The organism is Caballeronia sp. LZ032 (genome assembly GCF_031451315.1).
Lineage (GTDB): Bacteria > Pseudomonadota > Gammaproteobacteria > Burkholderiales > Burkholderiaceae > Caballeronia.
The window spans coordinates 485,489-507,374 of the sequence record NZ_JARUXP010000003.1 but is presented as its reverse complement, the minus strand read 5'-3'; the positions used below and the strand labels follow the sequence as shown (position 1 = coordinate 507,374).

Genomic DNA, 21,886 nt, shown 5'->3' with positions numbered 1-21,886 from the left:
CTCTCAAGGAGCTCGCGATGCCCACCATGCACGCACTCGTTCTGAACCGGCACAACGGCCCGCTCGAACTCGTCGACATGCTTCGTCCCGAACCCGGCCCCGGGCAAGTACTTGTGCGCATTGCCGCAAGCGGCCTCAATCCGCTCGATACCAAGATTCGTGCAGGCGCCGCAGAGCATGCACGGCATCCGCTGCCGCTCGTGCTGGGCATCGACATGGCGGGCATCGTCGAAGCAGTCGGACCCGGCGTCGATGCCTTCAAACCCGGCGATGCCGTATATGGCATGACCGGCGGCGTCGGCGGCATACAGGGTTCGCTCGCGCAATACGCCTCGGTCGATGCCGCGCTGCTCGCCCACAAGCCCGCGAATCTCTCCTTGCACGATGCGGCCGCCCTGCCGCTCGCCTTCATCACCGCTCATGCGGGCATCGTGGACCGTGCGCGCGTGCAGGCCGGACAGACCGTGCTGGTCCAGGGCGGTGCCGGCGGCGTGGGACACGTCGCCGTGCAACTTGCCCGGGCTCTGGGCGCACAGGTGTTTGCCACGGCCAGCCGGAAGGATCACGCCTTTATCGAAAGCCTGGGCGCCACACCGATCGATTACAAGACTGTGAGCGCCGAACACTACGTCGCCGAACATACCCAAGGCGCCGGCTTCGACGTCGTGGTGGACACGGCCGGCGGCGCCTCGCTCGACGCATCCTTCGCAGCGGTCCGGCACTTCGGCCATGTCGTCAGCGCACTCGGATGGGGCAATCATGCGCTGGCTCCGCTGTCCTTCCGTGAAGCAAGCTATTCGGGCGTGTTCACGTTGTATCCGCTATTGACCGGAGAACATCGCGCTCATCACGGTGAGATGCTGCGTGTAGCCGCGCGACTCGCTGAAGCGGGCAGGCTCGCGCCGCGCGTGGACCCGCGCCGCTTCGATCTGCATGGCGCGGAAGCCGCGTATGAAGCCTTTCTGAGCGGTGCAGCGCAGGGAAAGATCGTGGTGGACGTGGATGCTCAAGTGAGTTCCTGAGCAGCTTGATGAGACGCGAAGACATTCGCACTTAGCGTGGCTTATGGGGCTATTGGCAACCTCGAACGGCTTCGTCATTACCCTGAGAGGTACAAGACGAAACATCCAAGGTGATTTCATGGCTTCGCATGCTGAACTCAGGCGCTTCACGGCCAATCTCGCCGATGAACTCGACAGCGCCGCGCTCTACGACACCCTGGCGCGAGCCGAACCGCAAGAAGACAAACGGCGCGTCTATGCCGAACTGGCCGACGCCGAGCGCCGTCACGCCAGTATCTGGGCGGCGAAGCTCAAGGCGAATGGCGTGCCCATTCGTGAGCATCGCCTGAGCCTGAAAACGCGCATCATGCGCACGCTGGCCAGCGTGTTCGGACCTGACTTCGTGCTCCGCTCAGTCGCGGCGAACGAGATGGCCGATCGCGACAAGTACGCCGGACAACCCGATGCCGCGCAGATGTCGATGGAAGAGCGCCATCACGCGGACATCGTGCAGGACGTGGTGAGCCGCAACAAGGGACTCGACAAGGGCAGCGCGATTGCTGCAGCCGAAACATGGCATCGCGGCGTGGCCTCCGGCAACAACCTGCGCGCTGCCGTGCTCGGCGCGAACGACGGCCTCGTATCGAACTTCTGTCTCATCATGGGCGTCGCGGGCGCCGGCGCCGGAAGCCGGGCCGTCCTGCTCACCGCGTTCGCCGGCCTGATCGCCGGCGCGACGTCGATGGCGCTCGGCGAATGGCTGTCCGTCACCAACGCACGGGAACTGGCGCGCACACAGATCGCGAAAGAGAAAGACGAACTCGATCACATGCCCGACGCCGAGCGCCACGAACTCGCGCTCATCTATCAGGCTAAGGGCGTTGAACCAGCGGAAGCGCGCCGCGTCGCCGCGCAGATCATGCTCGACAAGGACAAGGCGCTCGATACCCTCACACGCGAAGAGCTGGGACTCGATCCACGCGAACTCGGCGGCAATCCGTGGACGGCCGCGCTGGCGTCGTTTGCGTTGTTCGCCATCGGCGCGATGTTTCCTGCGGTGCCCTTTCTCTGGTCGAGCGGCACGAACGGCATTGCGCAATGCATGGCATTGAGCGCGCTGGGTCTGGCGGGCATCGGCGTATTTACTTCACTGTTCAACGGACGCAGCGCGCTTTTTTCAGCGGCAAGGCAAGTGCTGATCGGACTCGTGGCGGCGGGCGGCACCTATGGACTGGGCAAGCTGCTCGGCGTATCGCTGTCGTGACTCAATCAGCGAATCATCTCCCAGTTGGCATAGAACACGCGTCGCACCGACATCACGCTCAAACGCACGCCCGTCACGAGCGCATGCAGCACCCGGCCGAAGTGCGTGGGCCGCAGCACGTCGAGAAAGATGCAATAGCGCAGGCGGTCCGAATCGTTGATGGATTGATGCACGAGGGTATCGTCGAAGATGAAGAGCGGCTCGTCATGCCAGTAATGCCGATGCCCCGCCACATTGATATAAACGTTCTCGTCCTGCACCGGATTCAGGTTATACAGGCAACGTAACGTGAGCCGCAAAGGCCCGTAATGGACCGAGGTGCTTTGCCGCTCATTGAACACAGATATGCCGATGGTCTGCACATACTTGAAGCTGCGGCTGAATTCAGGCAAGTCGATCGAGCTTTCCACCGGCACGCCATACCAACGCGCGAAGCACATGCCCCGGCGCTTGTCGGGCATCTGCGCGGCAAGATGCGCCTGAACATAAGGCAGGTTTTTCCGGAACGCGCCAATGACGTGACGAATTTCTTCCTGATGCCCTTCGGGCAAATCCGCAAGCGCATAGATGCCGCGATTGCGCGTGCACATCAGATCCACCAAAAGATTGAAGGGCGACAGCACCCACGTGAGCAGGCCATTGCCGAGAAAGTAGCGACGCCAGCTCGCGAGATTGAATTGCCGGCTGCGCTGGAAGTCCGCGAATCCGCATGCAATAAAGGCTATGCAGAAGGCCGGCGCAAAAAACAGAAGAATCGACAGAACAAGTATGTAGAGCAGATCCTTGCGTTTCACATTCGGCCTCGGCGATGATCGACGGTGACCGTTACATCATAGTACCGAGTGACGCGCGCGGTACACTGCCGTTTTGACTTCGCCGACCTTCCGAATGAGCCAACTTCTTTCGCTGCGCCCTTTCGTTCCCGCTAAAGACTTCGAGTTGTCCAAGCGCTTCTATGAAGCACTCGGCTTTCGCATCACGCATCAGGACGAGAACATCGCGATGCTGAAGTCCGAAGGCTTCAGCTTCATCCTGCAGAACTTCTACGTGAAGGAACTGGCCGAGAACTTCATGTTGCAGATGCTCGTGCGCGATCTCGATGCCTGGTGGCGCGACACGAACCCTGCCGCGCTGAGCGGAAGCTTTCCAGTCAATCCCGCGCGTCCGCCCGCGGTGCAGAGCTGGGGAATGAAGGTCGGCTTCGTGTTCGATCCTTCTGGCGTGCTGTGGCACGTCGCCGAGGCGCTGTTCTGACCCGGGCGCTCCGCGAATCACTCTTCCAGAACGATCTGCACCTTCACGTCAGTGGGCACGCCGCTCGCCGCTTCCTCGAATGCCTTGATGCCTTCCGCAAACGGGAACGTGCGCGAGATGAACGGCTTGACATCGAGCTTGCCGGAGGCAATCAACTGAATGGCGCGCGGAAAGATATTGGCGTAGCGGAACACCGATTCGATCCGCGCTTCCTTGATCTGCACCGCGACCACATCGAGCGGAATGGCATGCTGCGGCATGCCGACCAGCACGAGACAGCCGCCCGGACACAGCAGGTCCACGATGCCGTCGAAGGCCTTCTCGTTGCCGCTCGCCTCGAACACGATGTCAGCGCCCCAGCCATCGGTCAGTTCCTTGACCACGTCGAGCGCACGGCGTTCGCGAATATTCACCGGCGTCACGCCCTGCACGCCGCCGATCAGATCCAGCTTCTCCTGCACCAGATCGCAGACGATCGCGCGGCTGCACCCGCCCGCGAGCGCGGCCAGCGCGCACATCATGCCGATCGTGCCCGCGCCGAGCACCACGGCGACGTCGCCCGGCTTGATCGCGGCCTTCTTCGCGGCTTGCAGTCCGATAGAGAGCGGTTCGACGATCGCGCCCTCCGCGAAGCTCACGTTGTCCGGCAGCTTGTAGGTGAAGGCCGCCGAATGCACGACATAGGGCGCGAGACAGCCATGCACCGGCGGCGTGGCCCAGAAGCGCACCTTCGGGTCGAGGTTATACAGCCCCTCGCGCGAGGCGCGCGATTCCATGTCGGGCACGCCCGGCTCCATGCACACCCGGTCGCCCGTCTTCAGGTGCGTGACCTCCTCGCCCACTTCGACGATGGTCCCTGAAGCCTCGTGCCCGAGCACCATCGGTTCATTGACGACGAACGGCCCGATGCGCCCATGCTGGTAGTAATGGATGTCGCTGCCGCAAATGCCCACGGTGTGAATCTTGATGCGCACATCGCGCGGTCCCACCACTTGCGGCAGGCTGAACGGGCGCAGACTGATGCGCCTTGCTTCCTCGAGAACCAGTGCTTCCATCATCTTTCCTTTGATGTTGAACAAGCGGGATCAGCAGGCCTGGAATCCGCCATCGACAAGCAGGCTCACGCCGCTCACCATGCTCGAATCCTCACCGAGCAGATAAGCGATCGTGCGCGCCACTTCGAGCGGCTGCGCGAAGCGATTCATCGGGATGCGCGCCAGCATCGGGCCGGACTTGGCGGGATCGCTCCAGGCGCGTTCGCCCATCGGCGTCATCGTGACCGTGGGAAGCACCGCGTTCACGCGAATGCCGTGCGGTCCGAGCTCGGTGGCCATCACGCGGGTCAGCGCGTCCATGCCGCCCTTCGATGCGCAATACGCGGCATGCAACGCAAAGCCCACGTTCGCCGAGAGACTCGACACGTTGACGATCGACCCGCCGACGCCGCGCTCGATCATGTTTTTCGCGCATTCCTGCGCGACGATCATTGCGGCCCGCAGGTTGACGTTCATCGTCAGGTCGAAGGCTTCGACGCTCGTTTCGAGGAACGGCTGCAGCACCGCGAGACCCGCGTTGTTGACCAGCAGGTCCACGGGCTGCGCGCTGCGTGCGGCCTCGCGCGTGGCGTTGGCATCGGCGAGATCCACGGCGATGGTTTCGCAGCCGGTCTCGTTGCGCAGCGCATCGAGATCGGCGGGGCTGCGGCTCAGCGCGATCACGCGCGCGCCGCGCTCCGTCAGCAGATGCACGGTCGCATGACCAATGCCCTTGCCCGCGCCCGTGACGAGCACGGTCTTGCCGGCAAACTCGCGATTCCTGTCGATGGTCGAGCTCATGGGTCAGGTATCAAGGTGTCTCGCACAGGCGCTGTGCGGTTTCTTCATCGGTCACGAGCACGGACGGATAGCGTCCGCGCAACGCCGCGCGCGTCACATGAAACTTCTTCTTGCCGCCGCTCACGAGCACCACGCGGCGGATCTTGCGCAGGTCTTCCAGCGTGATGGCAACGGTGCGCCGGTTCAGCGGATGATCGATCAGCTCGCCGTCTTCATCCATGAAGTGCCCGAGCATGTCGCCGACCGCACCAGCCTTCTGCAGCGTGCGCAGTTGCTCAGGGTTGTCGATGCCGTAGGTCACGACCAGCGACTCGGTGAGATCGCCTGCGGTGAGCAACGCGAGGCTGGCATTGCGCGCGAGTTCATAGGTTTCGCGCACGGTCTCTTCCTGCAGGATCACGTCGCGTGCCTTCTGGCTGCTCACATAGATTGGCGCGGCAAACAGATAGCTGTCCGCGCGGCAGATGTTGGCGAAGTCGGAGACGATGTCGAAGGTATTGATGCTCGGGCAATGCGACAGCCCGCCTTGCAGCGACACCGCCGAAATGGCGCCATAGGAGCGCTGCGGCATGGCGCGCAGCACCGCGCGAATGGTGCGGCCCCAGCCGAGCCCGATGGTCTGTCCCGCGCTGATCTGCCGGGAGAAATAGTTCGCCGCGCCGATGCCGAGCGCCGCATTGTTGGCTTCGGTGTCGGCGCCGGTCGGCACGACGACCGCGCACTCCAGTCCGAAGCGCTTGGCGAGCGCCTCTTCCAGCGCGACACACGGCGCGATCTTGCTGTTGATCGTGATCTGCACGAGACCCGATTCGCGGCTCGCGGCCAGCAGCCGGTTCACGCGCACGCGGTTGCTGCCGATGCGCTGCGCGATCTCCTGCTGCGTCAGGTTGCCGACGTAGTAATGCCACGCGACGCGCGCCTGCAATTCCTCTTCAGAATCGATGGCCTCGTCGGTTTCCGCCACGGCGATGGTCGGTGCGCTCTTGCTCATGTTGCTCCAGTGTTCAATGATGGTCGCCGTGATTCTATTTGACCGCGCCCATCGTGAGCCCTTGCACCAGCCGGCCGGACACGGCCAGCGCGAACACCACCATCGGCAGGACGATCAGCGTGCCGGTCGCCATGATCTCGCCCCACGGCAATTCATAGCCGCTCATGTAGCTCGTTGCCGCCACCGGCGACGTAATGGCATCGCTGCGTGTCAGCACGAGCGCATACAGCAGGTCGTTCCACGAGAAGATGAACGCGAAGATTGCCGAGACGACGATGCCCGGCATCGCGAGCGGCAGGTTGATGCGCCAGAACACGCGCCAGGGTGAAGCGCCGTCGAGACGCGCGGCTTCGTCGAGTTCGATGGGGATGTTGCGGAACTGATCTGTGCAGATCCAGACGACGATCGGCAACGAGAACGTCAGGTAAAGCAGGATCAGCACGATATGGGTATCCACCAGTTCGAGCTTCGTCGCAATCAGGAAGAACGGCACGGCCAGCACCACGGGGCTCACCATGCGGTTCGAGATGAACCAGAACCACAGGTCCTCCTTGCCGCGAAATTCATAGCGTGCCAGCGCGTAGGCAGCGGGGGCGCCGAGCAGGATCGCGAGCACGGTGGTGCTGCTCGCGATGATCAGCGAGTTCAGCAGGCTGCCCGCGACATCATGTTCGAACAGCGCCGCCGAGTAGTGATGCAAGGTGGGCGAGAAGAGCCACTTCGGCGGGTAGGCGAGCGCATCGGCCTGGCTTTTCAGGCTCGTCGTGACCATCCAGTAGAACGGAAAGACCGACGACAGGAACACCACCAGAAGGCCCAGGAAATGCCATACGGTGACGCGCCTGCGCGCGGCGCGGGCGCGTTTCGCGCGTGACGACAGGGCGCCATTCGACGCCTGCGGGACAGATGAACTCACGCAGCCTCCCGATACACGAAACGAATGTAAAGACGCGACAGCACGATGGTCAGGACCAGCAGGATGATGGCCTGCGCGGACGCCATGCCCTGGTCGAACAGCCGGAAGCCCACGCGCTGGATGTACACGCTGATGAACTCCGTCGCGGCGCCGGGTCCGCCGCGCGTCATCGTGAAGACGGCGTCGAACATCTTCAACATGTCGGCGGAGCGCAGGATCAGGATGGCCGTGAGACCCGGCAGCAGATAAGGCCGCTGCAAGTGCCACAGGATCATGCTCCACTTCGGCGTCTCGAGACGCGCCGCCTCTTCCGCTTCCTTCGGCACCATGGAGAGTCCCGCGAGCAGGATCAGCGCGCAGAACGGCGTCCATTGCCAGATATCCATGATCATCACGGAGACGAAGGCAAGCGTCGGGTCGGCGAGCCAGTCCTGCGGCGGAATGCCGATCAGACCCGTCAGGTAGTTCGCCACGCCGAACTGGCGATTGAAGATCAGCCGCCCGATGAGCCCGACCACCGCGTAGGTGGTTGCCATCGGAATTACGAGGCTCACGCGGGCCGCCGCGCGCATCCACGGCAGTTCGGTCCGATGCAGCATGAGCGCCGCGAACAGCCCGAGCGCGACTTCGATCGGCAAGGTCACGCACAGGAACAGCGCGGTGCGCCCGAGCGCGCCCCAGAAGGACGGATCGGTGAGCGTGGCGATGTAGTTGTCGACCCCGATGAAGGGCGTGCCCGAGCCCAGATCCGCGAGCTTGTACTGATGAAACGAGTTGTACAGCGCGAGCAGCAACGGATAGATGCCAATGATCGCCAGCGCGGCGATGGCGGGAATCAGGAACCAGAAGGCGGGCGAACGCGGCAGGATGCCGAAATAGCGCGCGGGCTTGCGCGGTCCTCTCGCGTGCAGTGCGGGTGATGCCATTCGATCGCCTCCGGTTCCTGTGAACGGGTTACTTCAGCAAGGGCTTCTTGCCGTCGTAATAGCCCGCTTTCTTGAGGATGTCCTCGGTCTTCTGACCGATGGTTTGCGCGCCCTCCTTCACCGTCACTTGGCCCAGCATCATCTTGCTGCCCCATTCGCCGATGACTTCCGACACCGCCGGCCATTCCGGGAAACGCGGCCGGTAATCCGGCACGCCGCCCTGCCACGATTCGACCATCGGCTTGACGAACGGATACTTGTCCTGCACGGCCTTGTCCTCGTACACCGCCATGCGCGCCGGCACGCCGCCCGCATCGAGATACGGCTTCGCCATGGCTTCCGACGTGATCCACTGGATGAAGAGCCAGGACGCCGCCTGCTTCTTCGCGTTCGACTTCGCGTTCACCGCGAGCGAGAAGCCGCCGAGCGCGGGCTTCAGACCCGCCGGGCCCTTCGGCTCGGTGGTAATGGCGAGACAGTTGCCGAGCTTCGACTTGCTCGGATCGGTCAGCGTGGGATAGAACGCGGACCATTCGGTGATCATCGCGACCTGCCCTTGCGCAAGCGCGTTCACCGCTTCCGCGTGATCGAAGTCGACGATGCCCGGCGGCATGTATTTCATCAGCTTCTGCCGGTATTCGAGGCCCGCCTGCGATTGCGGCGACATCAGGTTCGACTTGAATTTCGCATCGAGCAGCGAGCCGCCGTTGGGCCACAGCACGCGCATGAAGCTGTCCGCCGACTGCGTTTCGCCACGCCTCGATTGCAGCGCGAAGGCGAACTTGTCGCCCTTCGTGAGCTTCGGCGCATAGACGTTGAGGAGTTCGTCCCAGGTCTTGGGCGGTGCGTCGAAACCCGCGTCCTTCAACATGCACTTGTTGTAGAACATCAGGCCCGAGTAGTTATCGAACGGCAGGCCGTAGGTGACCTTGTCCCACGACCCGAACGAATCGAGCAGGATGGGAAAGAAGCCCTTCAGGTTCAGGTTCGGATCCGCGAGCTTGGGGTCGTCGGTGAACTTCTTGATGGGCACGAGCCACTTGTTGCTCGCGAATTCGCCGATCCACACCACGTCCACGAGCACGATGTCCTGATCTCCGCCGCCGACGAAGTTCAGCACTTCCTTCTCGCGCGTGTTCTCGTAAGGAATGACTTCCCAGCGCACCTTGATCCCCGTTTCTTTCTCGAACTGCGGAATGAGCTGTTGCGCGGCCTTGTAGCCGGGACGGTCCAGGAAGATGGCCTTGATCGTGGTGCCCGAGTAGGGCTGGGCGGCTTCCTTCAAGGTCCAGGCTTGCGCATTCGATGCCGCGAACGCCGCGCTTGCCGCCAGTAGCGCCACTGCCGCGATGTGTTTGATCGGGCCGAATTGCGTGGCCGGGATGAAGCGCTTCTTCATGCCTGTCTCCTTGGTTTTTATCGAGCGGGTATGCGGTCGGGTTCAGTTCGTTCGTGCTTCTTTGCTGCGCGCCCAGACGTGCAACGAGCGTGCAACGAGCCTGTTACGAAGCCTCGTTCGGCTTCAGATCATACGCTCCGTTTCACTTGTAATTTCGGTTTTACAATTGTATATTTTGGCCCGAACAGGTTGTCAAGAACAAAAATCGCCGATGCATCCGATGCTGCGCTGCCGCAGCAGCACACTGGAGACAACGCATGAGCGCAGTTCATTTGCAGCAGATCCGCAAGACCTTCGGCGGCGTGGACGTGCTGAAGGGCGTGGAGATCGAAGTCACGGACCGGGAGTTCATGGTCTTCGTCGGCCCTTCGGGTTGCGGCAAGTCCACCTTGCTGCGCACCATCGCCGGTCTCGAACGCTGTGACTCCGGGCAAGTCCTGATAGGCGGCGAAGACGTCACCGAACTCGAACCGTCGCAGCGCGGCGTCGCCATGGTGTTCCAGTCGTATGCGCTCTATCCGCACATGTCGGTGTACGAGAACATCGCATTCGGGCTGCGCATGCTGAAGCTGCCCGAAGCGCAGATCAAGGAACGCGTGCAGCGCGCGGCGGAAATCCTGCAAATCGGCCAGCTGCTCGAACGGCGGCCGCGCGCGCTGTCCGGTGGACAGCGCCAGCGCGTGGCGATCGGGCGTTCCATCGTGCGCGAGCCGAAGGTCTTCCTGTTCGACGAACCGCTCTCGAATCTTGATGCCGCGCTGCGCGTGCAGATGCGCCTCGAGCTCATCAAGTTGCACAAGCAACTGAACGCAACGATGATCTACGTCACGCACGATCAGACCGAAGCCATGACCATGGCGGATCGCATCGTCGTGCTGAATCACGGACGCGTGGAGCAGATCGGTTCGCCGCTCGAGTTGTATCGCACGCCGCATAACCGCTTCGTCGCCGGCTTCATCGGCTCTCCGAAAATGAACTTCATGGACGTGCGCGTCATGCGCGCGGACCATCTGGGCGTCACCATCGAGCTGCCGGGCGGCGAGGCGCTCACGCTGCCCTTTGCCGCCGGCGCGCTCGAGGCAGGCGAGACGCTGACGCTCGGCATCCGGCCGGAACATTTCATCGAGTCATGCGGCGGCGACATCGACAGCGGCCTGACCGGCGAGGTCATGGTGATCGAGCATCTCGGCGGCGAGACGCTGCTGCATCTGCGTCTGGCCAACGGTCTCGTGATCCAGGTGAAAGGCTCGGGCGAGTCGAGCGCCGTGGAAGGCCAGCGTCTCAACGCGGGCTTCAGCATTCGTCACGTGCATCTGTTCCGTGAAGACGGCAGCGCGCTCGAACGCATGCGGCCGGTGGCGCAGACGGCCACGGCCTGACACGCCGAAACGGCTGCGTTTCGTCAAGTTAATGGAGGATTTGCCGTAAACGAGAACACGCGCCGACTGGCGCACTCGGCCGTCCTGCTTCGCGGCCGACTTCACCTCGTGTCTCGTGAACTCCATGGCATCTCGAATTCGCTCGCTCGCGGCGTCGGCCGCGGTGCTCACCCTGTTGCTCGTGTTCGGAGCGGCGCCCTCCACGCTCGCCGCGACCAGCGCCGAGCTCGCTGTTTCGCTGACCATCTACGAAGTCTGCACCCTCGATACCGACGCCCGTCGGCCCGCCGTCGCCTGCTCGGCAGCGGGGCAATATCGCGTCCTTACCGGACAATATTTCGCCGATTTCCAGGTCGCCGAAGCTGACAAAACACAAACACGAAACAAAGCCGTTGTAGAAATCGCCTTTTAAAAGAGTGCGTTGCAGCATTCCGTTAATCTGTTGCTTTCGTTACAAACGGTTACGTCTTCGGTGTGAAGATTGAACAAGAATGGAAACGTCCACCGAGGTGTAGACCGCTTTTGCGCTAACGGCGCAAACGTTGTCGAACACGGACATATCAATAAAAAAATATTCTGAGGTGAAGAATGCGTCGCCACTCGATTGCGGTTTCATTCATTTCACTCGCGTTAGCCACGGGGCCCCTTATTCCCTTCGGAGCGCGAGCCGCTACCAAGACCACCACTTTCGTGGTCTCCCTGACGTTGCAGAACGACTGCAACATCACAGCGAATCCGCTGAACTTCGGTACTTCAGGCGTCATTGCCGCGAACATTGACCAGACCACCACGTTGTCGGTCACGTGTTCGAACGGCGCGGCCTATAACGTCGGGCTCGACGCAGGCTCGGTCGCCGGCTCAACCATCCCCGCCCGCTTGCTGGGCGGAACGGGCACACCGGTTCCGACCGTCGCCTATCAGCTCTATCGCGACGCCGCCCGCACGCTGATCTGGGGGCAAACGGTCGCCACGGACACGGTGGCGGGCACCGGCAACGGTGCGGCACAGACGCTGACGGTGTACGGCCGCGTCGCGCCGCAGACCACTCCGGCAGCGGGTACCTATACGTCGACGGTCACCGCGACCATCACGTTTTAGGTATGCGTGATCCGAAGGCAGGTCGAGTCCTCCGCCGGGTGAGGCGGGGGCTGCTGTACTCGTTCGCGCTGCTCACGCTCTCGCAGCTGGGCAGCGCGTGGGGCGCCGCGCTTCAGGTTTCGCCGATCCGGCTGGACCTGTCCGCCGAGAAACCCGCCGCCGCCCTCACGCTGCATAACGACGGCACCGTGCCGCTCTACGCGCAGGTGCGTGTGTTCGCATGGACGCAAACGATCGATGCAGATCATCTGGACCGCACTTCTGCCATCGTCGCGAGTCCGCCTATCGTCAATGTCGCGCCGGGTGGCGATCAGACCGTTCGCATCTTGCGCGTCAGCACGACCCCGCTGGTCCGCGAGGAAGCCTATCGGCTGCTGATCGACGAATTGCCGAACGGCCAGGCCGCCTCCTCGACCGGCGTACGCATGCAGTTGCGTTATTCGGTGCCGGTGTTCGTCGGCGCCAAGGAGGACCAGGTGCCTGCACTTGCGCTGTCGCTCGAACGCACTGAAGCGCCGGACGGCCACGACACCCTGATGCTGCGCGCGGCGAACCACACGGATCTCCATGCGCAACTGAGCCGCGTCCACCTCGACTGGCCCAATGGCCATTCGACCCAGGTGTCCCCCGGCCTCCTTGGATACGCCCTGCCGCACGCGGCGCGCCGCTGGCCGGTGCAGGGCGCACCTTCGGGCGTGACCTCGGCGACGCTCAAGGCGCTCGTGAACGGCGAACCGGTGACGATGCCCGTGAGCGTCGTCGGACCGCAACCTGATCAGTGACCCGTGGATGCGCTCGCCCCACCGGCACTCGTGCCACACTCGCAGGCATGCCTTCAGGCGCATGCGCTGGGTGCTGCCGGTCTGCGTATTCACTTCGACCTGCGTGCCGGCGCGCGCCGATGACGTGCCGGCGACGCTCGCCGCCGGCGACCTGCCCGCGACGCTTGCCGCCTTGCGCGGCGGCTTCCCCGTTGCGGGCGGCGGCGCCACGGGCGAGCTGTATCTCGAAGTGGCCATCAACGGCGTGTCGACGCAGAAGATCGCGCAGTTCTTCATCACCGACACGATGATCTACACGACGATCAACGAGCTACGCGACCTCGGCTTGCGCACCGACGACCTGCGTCCCGACGCCCAGGGCCGCGTCGGACTCGGCTTCGTGCCCGGCCTGCGCTACACGTACCAGCCGGAGCGGCAGCGCATCAACCTGGAAACCAACGATTCCCGCCGTCTGCCGGCCGCGCTCGCCAACACGCCCGCGCGCCCGCCGACGGCCGCCACCGGCACCGGCCTCGTCATCAACTACGACGCGACGGTGCAGACCAACTCGCCGACGCAATACGGCCTCTTCAGCGAGCAGCGCTTCTTCTATCCGGGCGGCGTGTTCGACAACACGGGCACTGCGTACTGGTATGAGGACCGGCATCGCTACGTGCGGCTCGATACCTCGTGGACCCATTCGAATACCGACACGCTCGTGACCACGCGTCTCGGCGACACCATCTCGTCTTCGCTCACGTGGACGCGGCCGGTGCGCATGGGCGGCGCGCAGGTGTCGCGCGACTTCTCGCTGCGGCCGGACCTGATCACCTATCCGGTGCCCGCGCTGGCCGGCTCGGCGGCCGTGCCGAGCGCGGTCGACCTGTATGTGAACAACGTGCGCCAGTTCAGCGGCAATGCGCCTTCGGGACCGTTCGTCATCAATGCGGTGCCCGCGATCAACGGCGCGGGCGAAGCCGTCATCGTGAGCCGCGATACGCTCGGGCGCAGCGTGATGACCACGGTGCCGCTCTACATCGACGCCCGCCTGCTCGCGCGCGGCCTCACGGATTTTTCGGTGGAAGCGGGCTTCGTGCGGCGCGCCTATTCGCTCGAGTCATTCGACTACGCCGGCGAGCCGTCGCTGTCGGCGTCGCTGCGGCGCGGCATCACCGACGAATTCACGCTCGAAGCGCACAGCGAAATCACGCGCGGCGTCTATAACGCGGGCATCGGCATGCTGTTCGGCATCGGCCAGTGGGGCGTGTTGAATGTGGCGGTGGCGGGCAGCGCGGGCAACGGCGGCGAGAATCCGGCGCCGCGCTATGTTTATCCGGCCGGCTACTACAACGGCTTCTCGTCGATTGCCCCGCAAGCCACGGCAATTCCGCAGCAAGCCCCGACCGGCGGCAGCGGCTTCCAGATCGCGGCGGGCTGGCAATGGCGCACGCCGGCCATTTCCATCGACTTGCAGGCGCAGCGGGCCACGCCGCACTACAGCGACCTGGCCGCCGCCGAAGGCACGCCCGTGCCGCGCGCGACCTATCGCGCGACGCTCGCCGCACCGCTGCGCGCGCTCGGTTCGTCGAGCACGGCGAGCGCGAGCTTCGTCGGCCTGGACGATCCGTATTACGGCGATTCGCGCATCGGCTCGCTGGCTTATACGACCAGTCTGCCGCGCGGCGCGTCGCTGTCCGCGAGCGTCTATCACGACTTCGGCGACACCCGCACGACCGGCGTCTTCGTGGCGCTGAGTTTCGTGCTCGGCGGCGCGCTGAACGGCAGCGTCAATGCCGGCACGGATCACGGCAAGCCGATCTTCGGCGCGGCGGTGTCGAAGACGGCCGATTACGGCGGCGGCTTCGGCTGGCAGGTCCAGACCGCGCGCCAGAACGGCATCCAGCAGTCGCTCGCGCAGGGCACCTATCGCGGCCGATACGGCGATGTGCTGGCGTCCGTCGCGAATGTCGATTCACGCACTTATGGCGAACTGGACGCATCCGGCTCCATCGTCCTGATGGCCGGCGACGTGCTCGCGGGCCGCCGTATCGACGACGCCTTCGCGCTCGTCTCGACGGACGGCGTGGCGGGCGTGCCCGTGCTGCATGAAAATCGCGAAATCGGCAGGACCAATTCGGCGGGGCATCTGCTGGTGCCGGACCTGGTTTCCTACCAGGCGAACCATCTCGCCATTGATCCGCTCGGCCTTCCCGCCGATACCGCCGTCGCCACCACGCAGCTGAATCTCGCCCCGCAGGCGCGCGCGGGCGTGCTCGCGCGTTTCCCGCTGCAAGGCTTCCATGGCGCGCGGCTGCTCCTTCTGAGTGCGAACGGCCAGCCCTTGCCCGTGGGAACGCAGATCACGCATCGCGAGACCGGCAAGCAGTACATCGTGGGTTACGACGGCCTCGCCTTCGTGGACGACCTCGCGCAAACGAATACGATCGACGCGGCGCCGGCGGGCAAGCACTGCGAACTACAGGTGCCCTACGAGGCGCAAGCCCATGCTCTGCCGACGCTCGGCCCGTTCACCTGCGGAACGGCGGCGCCATGAAGCGCATCGTGCTGTTCTTCGCGTTCCTGCTGCTGAGCGCCACGGCGCAGGCGCAGGTGTGCAGCGCGACGGTGTCGGGTGTGAACTTCGGCACGGTGACGCCGGCCACCTCGACGGACGTGCGGGCGACGGGCACGGTAAATCTGACCTGCACGCCGGCGGCGCTGAATCCGCCGGTGCGCGTGTGCATCGGCTTCGGCACGGGCAGCGGCGGCTCGACGATCTTGCCTCGCGTGCTCACCAGCGGCGCGAATACGCTGACGTACCAGCTTCTTACCGATGCCGCGCTGACCACGGTCTGGGGATCACGCGGGTCGTCCTTCGACCCGGTCGCCGTGGACCTGACCTTTCCGATCGGCCAGTCCTCGGTGAGCCGGAGCATCACCATCTATGGCCGGGTTGGCGCGGGACAGAACACGGTAGTTGCAGGAAGCTATCTGTCGCTGTTCAGCGGCACGGCACAGGCGGAAATGAACTATCAGGCGTATGTCCTGGTGCCGCCCAGCTGCTCGACGGTCACCGCGAACTCCACGCCGCTTTCGTTCGCCGTATCGGCGACGGTCATCAACGACTGCTCCCTTTCCGCGACCAACATCAATTTCGGCGCGGCGGGCGTGCTGAACGGCGCGCTCACCGCGAGCGGCACGCTGAGCGTCACGTGCACCAACCAGGACCCTTACTCGATCACACTCTCGGCGGGCAGCGGCAGCGGCGCGAGCGTCGCGGACCGGCGCATGACGAAAGGCGGAGGAAGCGAGCAGGTCCGCTACCAGCTCTACACCAATGCCGCGCTCACGTTCCCTTGGGGCGACGGCACGAACGGCACGAGCATCGCGAGCGGCACCGGCACGGGCTCGAATCAGTCCATTACCGTCTACGGCCGAGTGCCGCCGCAAACCACGCCGAGCGCGGGCACTTATACCGATACGATCATCGCGACCATCACGTATTGAACTCTGCCACGCGTCCGGATTACAAAAGTTCAACGCATGGCTCGTACAACTTGCAAAAGGTCCGGCAAAAGCGCGAAGTCCCGGCCAGCGAGGTTTTCCGCCCCGAGCGGCGTAACACGGGCGGGACGTTACGTAACTGAAGCATCCGTTTCATACTCCACCGGGCCTTCCGTAGGACGAAACACCGCCGCAAACGTTATCCAGCCGTAACACGCGGAAAATTCGCGAGACATCACCTCTGGCCCGCACAACTGGCACGACTCCTGCAATTCCTTGCGTGACCAACGGGGAGGGATGGAATCAGCATGAAAAGAACGACAGACGGCTCGCCCGCAGCGATCGCCGCGCCGGACTCAGATCATGCATTGAGGCATCGCGTACTCCAGGGCCTGCGGGCTGGTGAGTTCTGCATCGCCTATCAGGGAATCTATCGGGTGGACAGCGGCGAACTCGCGCAGATGGAAGCGCTGATTCGCTGGCGTCATCCGGAGTTCGGACTGCAGCTGCCAGGCGCATTTTGCGCGGCGTTCAAGGACGCCGATGTGATGCTCGAACTCACCTGGTTCGTGATGGACCGCGTGGCCGCCGACATGGCCGCGTGGCGCGCCGCCGGCGGCGCGCACTATCCGGTGGCAGTGAACGTGCCGCCGTCCATCGCGGCGTTGCCCGGTTTTGCCGAGCGCATGGACAGCATCTGCCGCGCGCATGGCGTCGCGCCGGAGTGCCTCGAACTGGAGCTGTCGGAAAGCGAGGATCTCGCGCGTTTTCCGGGCATGAAGAAGCTCGTGCGCTGCTTCCGCAACAAGGGCGTCAATATTTCGATGGACGATTTCGGCACCGGTTACGCCTGTCTCGCGGCGCTCGGCCCGATCGAATTCGGCACGGTGAAGATCGCGAAGGAACTGCTCGCCGAAGCGCCGAGCTGCCCGAATGCCTGCACGGTGTTCTCGGCAGTGCTCGCGCTGCTGACGCGGCTCAAGGTGTCGATCGTCGTCGAAGGCGTTGAGACCGCCGCGCAGGCGCAGTGGCTCGCGCAATGGCCGCATGTGCTTGCGCAAGGCTTCTTCCTGGCGCGCCCGGCGTTCGGCATCGACCAGGTGCCCGGCGTGCGCACGGCGAAAGCGCCCGCGAAACGACGCGAAGCTGGCCACGCCATGCGCATTGCAAACGCGGCATGAAAACGAGGTACAGCAGTTAGAACCCGTTTCCCAAGAGCTTCTGGCAGCCCTCGTAAAGCCAGAACTTCGCCGGCGCATGCGTGCGCCGGCGTTTTTTTTGGTGCGCCGCAATTTGCATGCGGCGACGCGGCGCTACATCGGCCGGGTTTCAGGTTCCTCGTCGAAGATCTGGAACTTGCGCATCTTCTCCCACAACACCTTGCGGCTGATGCCGAGATGCTGCGCGGTATCCTGCCGGCGCCAGCCGTTCGCATCGAGCGCGGCGATCACCCGGTTGCGCTCGTTCATGTCCCACTTGCTGCGATCAACGAGCAGGTCGGTTGCGCCTTCTCCCGCCGACGGTTGCTGCTGGTTGCGCGCCAGCACCAGCAGGCGTTTCACGCGCGACTCGTCCCAGCCGCCGAGCTGTCGCACGGTGACACCGACCCGTTCCGCCAGGTTGCGCAGTTCGCGCACGTTGCCGGGGAAGTAGATGTCGGCGACCGCGTCCGCGAGCCAGTAAGGCAGGTCCGGCAAGGTATCGAGCTTGTCCTTGCCGATCACTTCGCTGACGAAAGCCTTGAACAGCGCGATCTTGTCGGGCGCGCCGCGTTCCTCCAGCGACGGAATCTTGAGCTCGATCACCGCCAGCCGGTAATACAGGTCGGCGCGAAAGACACCGTCCTTCACGAGCTGCGGCAGGCACTTGTTGCTCGCCGCAATCAGCCTGAATTCGAGGCGCAACGGCGTCGCCGAGCCGAGTCGCGTGACCGCCTGGTCTTCCAGCACGCGCAACAGTTTGACCTGCTGATAAAGCGGCAGATCGCCGATTTCGTCGAGGAACAGCGTGCCGCCGTTGGCCTGTTCGAAATAGCCCTTGTGCGCCATCACCGCGCCCGTGAAGGAACCCTTCGCATGACCGAAGAACAGCGACTCGAACAGCCCGTCCGGAATCGCGCCGCAATTCACCGGCACGAACGGCCCTTCGCCGTAGCGCGAGTGCTTCTCGTGCAGCAACTGCGCGATGCGTTCCTTGCCGACGCCGGTCTCGCCATGCACCAGCACGCTGGTGTCGCAATCGGCGAAGGTATCGACTTCATGCAGCAGCGCCTTCATGCAGTCCGCATGCGCGATCAGATCCTCCGACGCCTGCGTATCCTCGCCATGCGCACGCAGTTGCCGCGCGAGCTTGCAGACCATTGCGCGCAGTTCCGCGCCGGTGAAGTCGAGCGGCAGGATGTGCGAATAGTCGGCGGGGAACACCGACGGATCGCGCTCGCGCGGCGCCGCGCCGACCCACACGACCGGCATCGTATGCCGCGCCTCCCAGTCGCGCAGCACGAACGCGCCGTGGTCGATCACGCTCACGCTGATGATCGCGAGAGCGGGACGCTCGGCGTCGCGGGGCGCGCTGATGGCGGTGCCGTCGGCGCGCAGCACGTCGACGTCCTGGCCGGACATCGCGCGCACCACGCGCTCGACGATGTCGGCCTTGCCCTCCCATACGTGAATGTCGAGGCCGTCGATTCTGGTGTTCTGTCTCATGTCGATCAATCAATCAATAGGCCAGTTGCGACTCGCCGCAGGTCAGCGACAGGTCGTGGATCGTGCTCGCGCCCACTTGCACGCCGAGCGCCTGGAGCACCGGCAGCAGCACGGTGTCGAGGCCTGTGAGCAGTTGCGGCAGCGTGGCGACGACGCCGCCCAGCAAGCCCGTGACGATGCCGCTCAACAGATCGGTCAGCACGGTCGGCAAGATGGGCGAAGAAATCTTCAGCGTGCCCGAGAGGCTCTTGTTCAGCCCGCTCAGCCCATTCGCAAGCGATGCGCCCGGCGCGGACGGCACGGTCTGGTAGTCGTCGGCGTTGCCGCTCACGCCGTCGAACGTGATGTTCGGCGCCGCCGACGCGGGCATCGTCGCGGGCAGGGCAGCGGCGAGGCTCACGCTGGCCACGCCGGGCACGTTGAGAATCGTCGCGGGCACGGAACAGGCGCCGAACGCCGCATTGGCCGTCAGGTCGCCGACGCACACATTGGCGATGCCGCCCTGCACGCCGATCACCGAGCGCCGGGTCAGCGGCGGACCGGCGCATTGCGTCGAGGCGAGCCACGCGGTGCCGGACGCCGCATCCACATACAGCGGCAGATGAATCATCTGGCCGCTCAGCAACGGGATGAGCGGGATGTTCGGCAGCTTCACGAGGCTCACGTCGAGGACCGCCCGCACTTGCGCCGTGCTGGCCTGCGTGCGCCAGTTGCCGTTGCCGTCCTGCCCCGCCTCGCCGATGGCCAGCGCCGGCGGCTCGATGATCTGCACCGAAAGCGTCACTGAACCGAGCAGCCCCAGGTCGATGCTCGGCTTCAGAATGACGGCTGCCTTGCCCGCCTGCGCGATCTCGGCGGAGACGAGCAGCGCTTCGAGCGGATTGATGGTGGCGTCGAGCGCGCTTTGCGTGTTCGCCAGCGCAATCGACAGCAGCCCGGGCGAGCCGTTCTTGCTGCCGAGCGCGATGGTCTGGTTGCCCGGAATGTTCGCGTTGACGATGGCGCCCATCGCGCCGATCGCCGTCGAGAGATTCGTGTTCACGACGGACGTGGTTTGCAGCGCCTTCAGCATGAGTTTCGCGATATCGCCCGCGCTGAGTTGCAGGCCGAGCAGTTGATCCACGGTGCCGACGCCCGCCGCCGTGACGAGATCGCCCACGCGCACCTGGGCGTTCGCGAGTCCTTGGTACGACACCAGGTTCAGATTGAGACTGGTGCCGAGCAGCGCGTTCAGCAGGCTGTTCAGCTGGCCCGCGCCAAGACTGACGAGCGTCGTGCCGATCGAGAACGAGCCGATGTCCGTGGCCCGGGCGATGGCCGTCGCCGTCACCTGCCTCGACGGTCTGACGAAGAAGTACGGCACCATGCGCGCCGCGCTCACCTTGACGGCGTTGACGGGCGTGCCGCTGGTCGAGAAATGGTCGGGCGCGGCGTTCGCCTGCGCGTCCCAGCGCCCGCACGTGACGCTCAGGCTGTTGCCGGCGGCGTTGGCGTCGAAGCCGTTGACGAGCGCGCTGCCGGTCGCCGCGGAGGTCGCGCGCGCGCACGAACTCGACAGCGACTGCGTGCCCGCGCTGGCGGCGAGATCGACGACGCTCTGCAACGCGCGCCGTGCGAAAAACAGATTGCCGATGTCGAGCGCGCCCAGCGCCGCGACCGCCACGATGAGCCAGATCGCCGCGAGCGTCGCCGCCGCGCCGCGCTGGCGCTCAAGGTGCGGTCGGAAGGTGCGGTGCGCTTTCATGACGTGGGCTGCGGAACTGCATCAGTTGGCGTTGTGATGGTTGACGTCGAGCGCGGGCCGCCCGGCGTCTTCGAGCGACGAACCGAAGCGCGCCGGAATCGCCGTCTCGAACGATCTCAAATAGCGGTCGTAGGCCGCGCTGGCCTCGGCGCCCAGCATCGGCTGCGCGGGCGCGGCAGCGGCATTGCTGGCCTGGAGCGAGAGCCAGGCCTGCGTGGTGTGGCCGATCTCGCTCGCCGCCGGCGGGTTCGCGACCTGCGCGAAGGCGGCGGCGGGCGCCGCGCCCAGCACGGCGGCCAGCATCGTCAGGGGGAGTCGTTTCATCGTTGCCTCGTGGTTCGGTAACTTCGTTCGTGCGACATCAGCGCGCCGCGACGCGCGGCCGCGCCGCATCGGCAACCCGCTTCGCATCGCCGCGGATCGCCTGCTGCACATCCGCCGTGAACTTCTGCTGGTCCATCAGTCCTTGCGCATTCGCGGCTTGGCCGCTGGCAAGCAGATACAGCGCGACGTTGCTCAGGATCTTCGGGTTGCCCGGCGCGAGCTCAGCGGCCTTCATCAGCGGCACGCGCGCGCCTTCGACATCGCCCATCCGCAAGCGCGCATAACCGAGGTCAGAGAGCATCGTGGCATCGGTCGGCGCGCGTTTCGAAGCCGCCTCGAAACGTTCGGCGGCGTGCGTGAAATCGCCCTTCGCACCCGCCAGCAATCCCAGGCCGCGCAGGCCGCGCGCGGCGAGCGGGGTATCGGCGAGACGCGCGTAGGCCGCCGCGCTGGCCTCGGGCTGGCCGGTCTGACGCAGCGCATCGGCGCGCAACAGAATCGTGTCGGGCGCTTCGCCGTATTGCTGCTCGTAGGCATCGATGTGCGCCAGCGACGCGTACCACAAGCCCTGCGCCTGCATCCGGTCGATCAGCGCGAGGTACATGCCGGGCGTATCGGGCGGCGCGTCCTTCTGCTGCGCCTGATCGAGCGCGGCCTGGCGTTCCGCCTGGATGCCCAGGCCGTAGCCGTTCTCCTGCTTGGTCGCGCACGCGCCGAGCGTCGCGCAGAGCAGCGCCGCGAGCAGCGGGCGCAAGAGGGTCGTGGAGCGAGTCATGAGCATTCCG

Annotated in this window: 21 protein-coding genes; 10 read left to right on the top strand and 11 right to left on the bottom strand. The window is 64.7% G+C overall.

Annotated features, from left to right (window positions below; all coding sequences use genetic code 11):
• Positions 1-17: 17 nt before the first annotated feature.
• Both QCE69_RS23815 and QCE69_RS23810 read left to right on the top strand, forming a co-directional pair.
• A complete protein-coding gene (locus tag QCE69_RS23815; protein WP_309933345.1) occupies positions 18-1,022 on the top strand; it encodes a zinc-dependent alcohol dehydrogenase family protein in 1,005 nt (334 codons plus the stop codon).
• 118 nt (positions 1,023-1,140) lie between these two features.
• Positions 1,141-2,265, top strand: coding sequence for a VIT1/CCC1 family protein (locus QCE69_RS23810; RefSeq protein WP_309933344.1), 1,125 nt, complete (start codon positions 1,141-1,143; stop codon positions 2,263-2,265).
• Between the two features lie 5 nt (positions 2,266-2,270).
• On the opposite strand, the gene QCE69_RS23805 is transcribed toward QCE69_RS23810, so the two are convergent.
• Positions 2,271-3,059: an aspartyl/asparaginyl beta-hydroxylase domain-containing protein gene (locus QCE69_RS23805; protein ID WP_309933343.1), complete on the bottom strand. Its 789-nt coding sequence runs from the start codon at positions 3,057-3,059 to the stop codon at positions 2,271-2,273.
• Between the two features lie 94 nt (positions 3,060-3,153).
• On the opposite strand from QCE69_RS23805, the gene QCE69_RS23800 reads away from it, so the two are divergent.
• Positions 3,154-3,519: a VOC family protein gene (locus QCE69_RS23800; protein ID WP_309923624.1), complete on the top strand. Its 366-nt coding sequence runs from the start codon at positions 3,154-3,156 to the stop codon at positions 3,517-3,519.
• Positions 3,520-3,536: 17 nt separating this feature from the next.
• Here the strand turns inward: QCE69_RS23800 and QCE69_RS23795 are convergent, their stop codons facing one another.
• Genes QCE69_RS23795 through QCE69_RS23770 form a run of 6 tightly spaced genes read right to left on the bottom strand, consistent with a single transcriptional unit; the run spans position 3,537 to position 9,586 of the window.
• Positions 3,537-4,574, bottom strand: coding sequence for an NAD(P)-dependent alcohol dehydrogenase (locus tag QCE69_RS23795; RefSeq protein WP_309933342.1), 1,038 nt, complete (start codon positions 4,572-4,574; stop codon positions 3,537-3,539).
• A gap of 30 nt (positions 4,575-4,604) precedes the next feature.
• Positions 4,605-5,354 (bottom strand): SDR family oxidoreductase, encoded by a 750-nt coding sequence (locus QCE69_RS23790; RefSeq protein ID WP_309933341.1) that lies wholly within the window; start codon positions 5,352-5,354, stop codon positions 4,605-4,607.
• Between the two features lie 10 nt (positions 5,355-5,364).
• The gene (locus QCE69_RS23785) at positions 5,365-6,345 is read right to left on the bottom strand and encodes a sugar-binding transcriptional regulator (protein WP_309815754.1); all 981 of its coding nucleotides are present in this window, start codon (positions 6,343-6,345) and stop codon (positions 5,365-5,367) included.
• A 34-nt stretch (positions 6,346-6,379) separates the two neighbouring features.
• On the bottom strand, positions 6,380-7,261 hold the full coding sequence (locus QCE69_RS23780) for a carbohydrate ABC transporter permease (RefSeq protein ID WP_309923618.1): 882 nt from the start codon (positions 7,259-7,261) through the stop codon (positions 6,380-6,382).
• A complete protein-coding gene (locus QCE69_RS23775; RefSeq protein ID WP_309923615.1) occupies positions 7,258-8,187 on the bottom strand; it encodes a sugar ABC transporter permease in 930 nt (309 codons plus the stop codon). Before QCE69_RS23775 ends, QCE69_RS23780 begins: the two co-directional genes overlap by 4 nt.
• 28 nt (positions 8,188-8,215) lie before the next feature.
• Positions 8,216-9,586: a sugar ABC transporter substrate-binding protein gene (locus QCE69_RS23770; protein WP_309923613.1), complete on the bottom strand. Its 1,371-nt coding sequence runs from the start codon at positions 9,584-9,586 to the stop codon at positions 8,216-8,218.
• A gap of 257 nt (positions 9,587-9,843) precedes the next feature.
• Between QCE69_RS23770 and QCE69_RS23765 the strand changes: the two genes are divergently transcribed.
• The 7 genes from QCE69_RS23765 (at position 9,844) to QCE69_RS23735 (ending at position 17,509) form a co-directional block, all read left to right on the top strand.
• Entirely contained in the window at positions 9,844-10,965 is a 1,122-nt protein-coding gene (locus QCE69_RS23765) for a sn-glycerol-3-phosphate ABC transporter ATP-binding protein UgpC (RefSeq protein WP_309923611.1), read from the top strand.
• Between the two features lie 124 nt (positions 10,966-11,089).
• Positions 11,090-11,377: a hypothetical protein gene (locus QCE69_RS23760; protein ID WP_309933340.1), complete on the top strand. Its 288-nt coding sequence runs from the start codon at positions 11,090-11,092 to the stop codon at positions 11,375-11,377.
• Positions 11,378-11,553: 176 nt separating this feature from the next.
• Positions 11,554-12,063, top strand: a complete 510-nt coding sequence (locus QCE69_RS23755; RefSeq protein WP_309815740.1) for a spore coat U domain-containing protein — start codon at positions 11,554-11,556, stop codon at positions 12,061-12,063.
• A 2-nt stretch (positions 12,064-12,065) separates the two neighbouring features.
• Positions 12,066-12,845: a molecular chaperone gene (locus QCE69_RS23750; RefSeq protein ID WP_309933339.1), complete on the top strand. Its 780-nt coding sequence runs from the start codon at positions 12,066-12,068 to the stop codon at positions 12,843-12,845.
• 61 nt (positions 12,846-12,906) lie between these two features.
• Positions 12,907-15,378 carry a fimbria/pilus outer membrane usher protein gene (locus QCE69_RS23745; protein WP_309933336.1) on the top strand — a complete coding sequence of 824 codons (2,472 nt, stop codon included), beginning with the start codon at positions 12,907-12,909 and terminating at the stop codon, positions 15,376-15,378.
• Positions 15,375-16,331 (top strand): spore coat protein U domain-containing protein, encoded by a 957-nt coding sequence (locus QCE69_RS23740; protein WP_309923603.1) that lies wholly within the window; start codon positions 15,375-15,377, stop codon positions 16,329-16,331. Before QCE69_RS23745 ends, QCE69_RS23740 begins: the two co-directional genes overlap by 4 nt.
• A gap of 305 nt (positions 16,332-16,636) precedes the next feature.
• Positions 16,637-17,509 (top strand): EAL domain-containing protein, encoded by an 873-nt coding sequence (locus tag QCE69_RS23735; protein WP_309933335.1) that lies wholly within the window; start codon positions 16,637-16,639, stop codon positions 17,507-17,509.
• A gap of 132 nt (positions 17,510-17,641) precedes the next feature.
• Here the strand turns inward: QCE69_RS23735 and QCE69_RS23730 are convergent, their stop codons facing one another.
• The 4 genes from QCE69_RS23730 to QCE69_RS23715 are packed head-to-tail and all read right to left on the bottom strand — an operon-like array spanning position 17,642 to position 21,876.
• Positions 17,642-19,033, bottom strand: coding sequence for a sigma-54 dependent transcriptional regulator (locus QCE69_RS23730; RefSeq protein WP_309923599.1), 1,392 nt, complete (start codon positions 19,031-19,033; stop codon positions 17,642-17,644).
• A 13-nt stretch (positions 19,034-19,046) separates the two neighbouring features.
• Positions 19,047-20,777 carry a TadG family pilus assembly protein gene (locus QCE69_RS23725; RefSeq protein ID WP_309933333.1) on the bottom strand — a complete coding sequence of 577 codons (1,731 nt, stop codon included), beginning with the start codon at positions 20,775-20,777 and terminating at the stop codon, positions 19,047-19,049.
• Between the two features lie 21 nt (positions 20,778-20,798).
• The gene (locus tag QCE69_RS23720) at positions 20,799-21,101 is read right to left on the bottom strand and encodes a DUF3613 domain-containing protein (RefSeq protein WP_409021229.1); all 303 of its coding nucleotides are present in this window, start codon (positions 21,099-21,101) and stop codon (positions 20,799-20,801) included.
• 37 nt (positions 21,102-21,138) lie between these two features.
• Complete coding sequence (locus QCE69_RS23715) at positions 21,139-21,876, bottom strand: tetratricopeptide repeat protein (RefSeq protein ID WP_309933332.1); 738 nt, start codon at positions 21,874-21,876, stop codon at positions 21,139-21,141.
• Between the last annotated feature and the right edge of the window lie 10 nt (positions 21,877-21,886).

Bases quoted from the DNA above. Each gene is read 5' to 3' on its own strand.
- QCE69_RS23730 (WP_309923599.1), bottom strand. From the start codon at position 19,033: ATGAGACAGAACACCAGAATCGACGGCCTCGACATTCACGTATGGGAG.
- QCE69_RS23725 (WP_309933333.1), bottom strand. From the start codon at position 20,777: ATGAAAGCGCACCGCACCTTCCGACCGCACCTTGAGCGCCAGCGCGGC.
- QCE69_RS23715 (WP_309933332.1), bottom strand. From the start codon at position 21,876: ATGACTCGCTCCACGACCCTCTTGCGCCCGCTGCTCGCGGCGCTGCTC.
- QCE69_RS23755 (WP_309815740.1), top strand. From the start codon at position 11,554: ATGCGTCGCCACTCGATTGCGGTTTCATTCATTTCACTCGCGTTAGCC.
- QCE69_RS23740 (WP_309923603.1), top strand. From the start codon at position 15,375: ATGAAGCGCATCGTGCTGTTCTTCGCGTTCCTGCTGCTGAGCGCCACG.
- QCE69_RS23760 (WP_309933340.1), top strand. From the start codon at position 11,090: ATGGCATCTCGAATTCGCTCGCTCGCGGCGTCGGCCGCGGTGCTCACC.
- QCE69_RS23720 (WP_409021229.1), bottom strand. From the start codon at position 21,101: ATGAAACGACTCCCCCTGACGATGCTGGCCGCCGTGCTGGGCGCGGCG.
- QCE69_RS23750 (WP_309933339.1), top strand. From the start codon at position 12,066: ATGCGTGATCCGAAGGCAGGTCGAGTCCTCCGCCGGGTGAGGCGGGGG.
- QCE69_RS23810 (WP_309933344.1), top strand. From the start codon at position 1,141: ATGGCTTCGCATGCTGAACTCAGGCGCTTCACGGCCAATCTCGCCGAT.
- QCE69_RS23800 (WP_309923624.1), top strand. From the start codon at position 3,154: ATGAGCCAACTTCTTTCGCTGCGCCCTTTCGTTCCCGCTAAAGACTTC.
- QCE69_RS23775 (WP_309923615.1), bottom strand. From the start codon at position 8,187: ATGGCATCACCCGCACTGCACGCGAGAGGACCGCGCAAGCCCGCGCGC.
- QCE69_RS23765 (WP_309923611.1), top strand. From the start codon at position 9,844: ATGAGCGCAGTTCATTTGCAGCAGATCCGCAAGACCTTCGGCGGCGTG.
- QCE69_RS23815 (WP_309933345.1), top strand. From the start codon at position 18: ATGCCCACCATGCACGCACTCGTTCTGAACCGGCACAACGGCCCGCTC.
- QCE69_RS23735 (WP_309933335.1), top strand. From the start codon at position 16,637: ATGAAAAGAACGACAGACGGCTCGCCCGCAGCGATCGCCGCGCCGGAC.
- QCE69_RS23745 (WP_309933336.1), top strand. From the start codon at position 12,907: ATGCGCTGGGTGCTGCCGGTCTGCGTATTCACTTCGACCTGCGTGCCG.
- QCE69_RS23790 (WP_309933341.1), bottom strand. From the start codon at position 5,354: ATGAGCTCGACCATCGACAGGAATCGCGAGTTTGCCGGCAAGACCGTG.
- QCE69_RS23795 (WP_309933342.1), bottom strand. From the start codon at position 4,574: ATGGAAGCACTGGTTCTCGAGGAAGCAAGGCGCATCAGTCTGCGCCCG.
- QCE69_RS23785 (WP_309815754.1), bottom strand. From the start codon at position 6,345: ATGAGCAAGAGCGCACCGACCATCGCCGTGGCGGAAACCGACGAGGCC.
- QCE69_RS23770 (WP_309923613.1), bottom strand. From the start codon at position 9,586: ATGAAGAAGCGCTTCATCCCGGCCACGCAATTCGGCCCGATCAAACAC.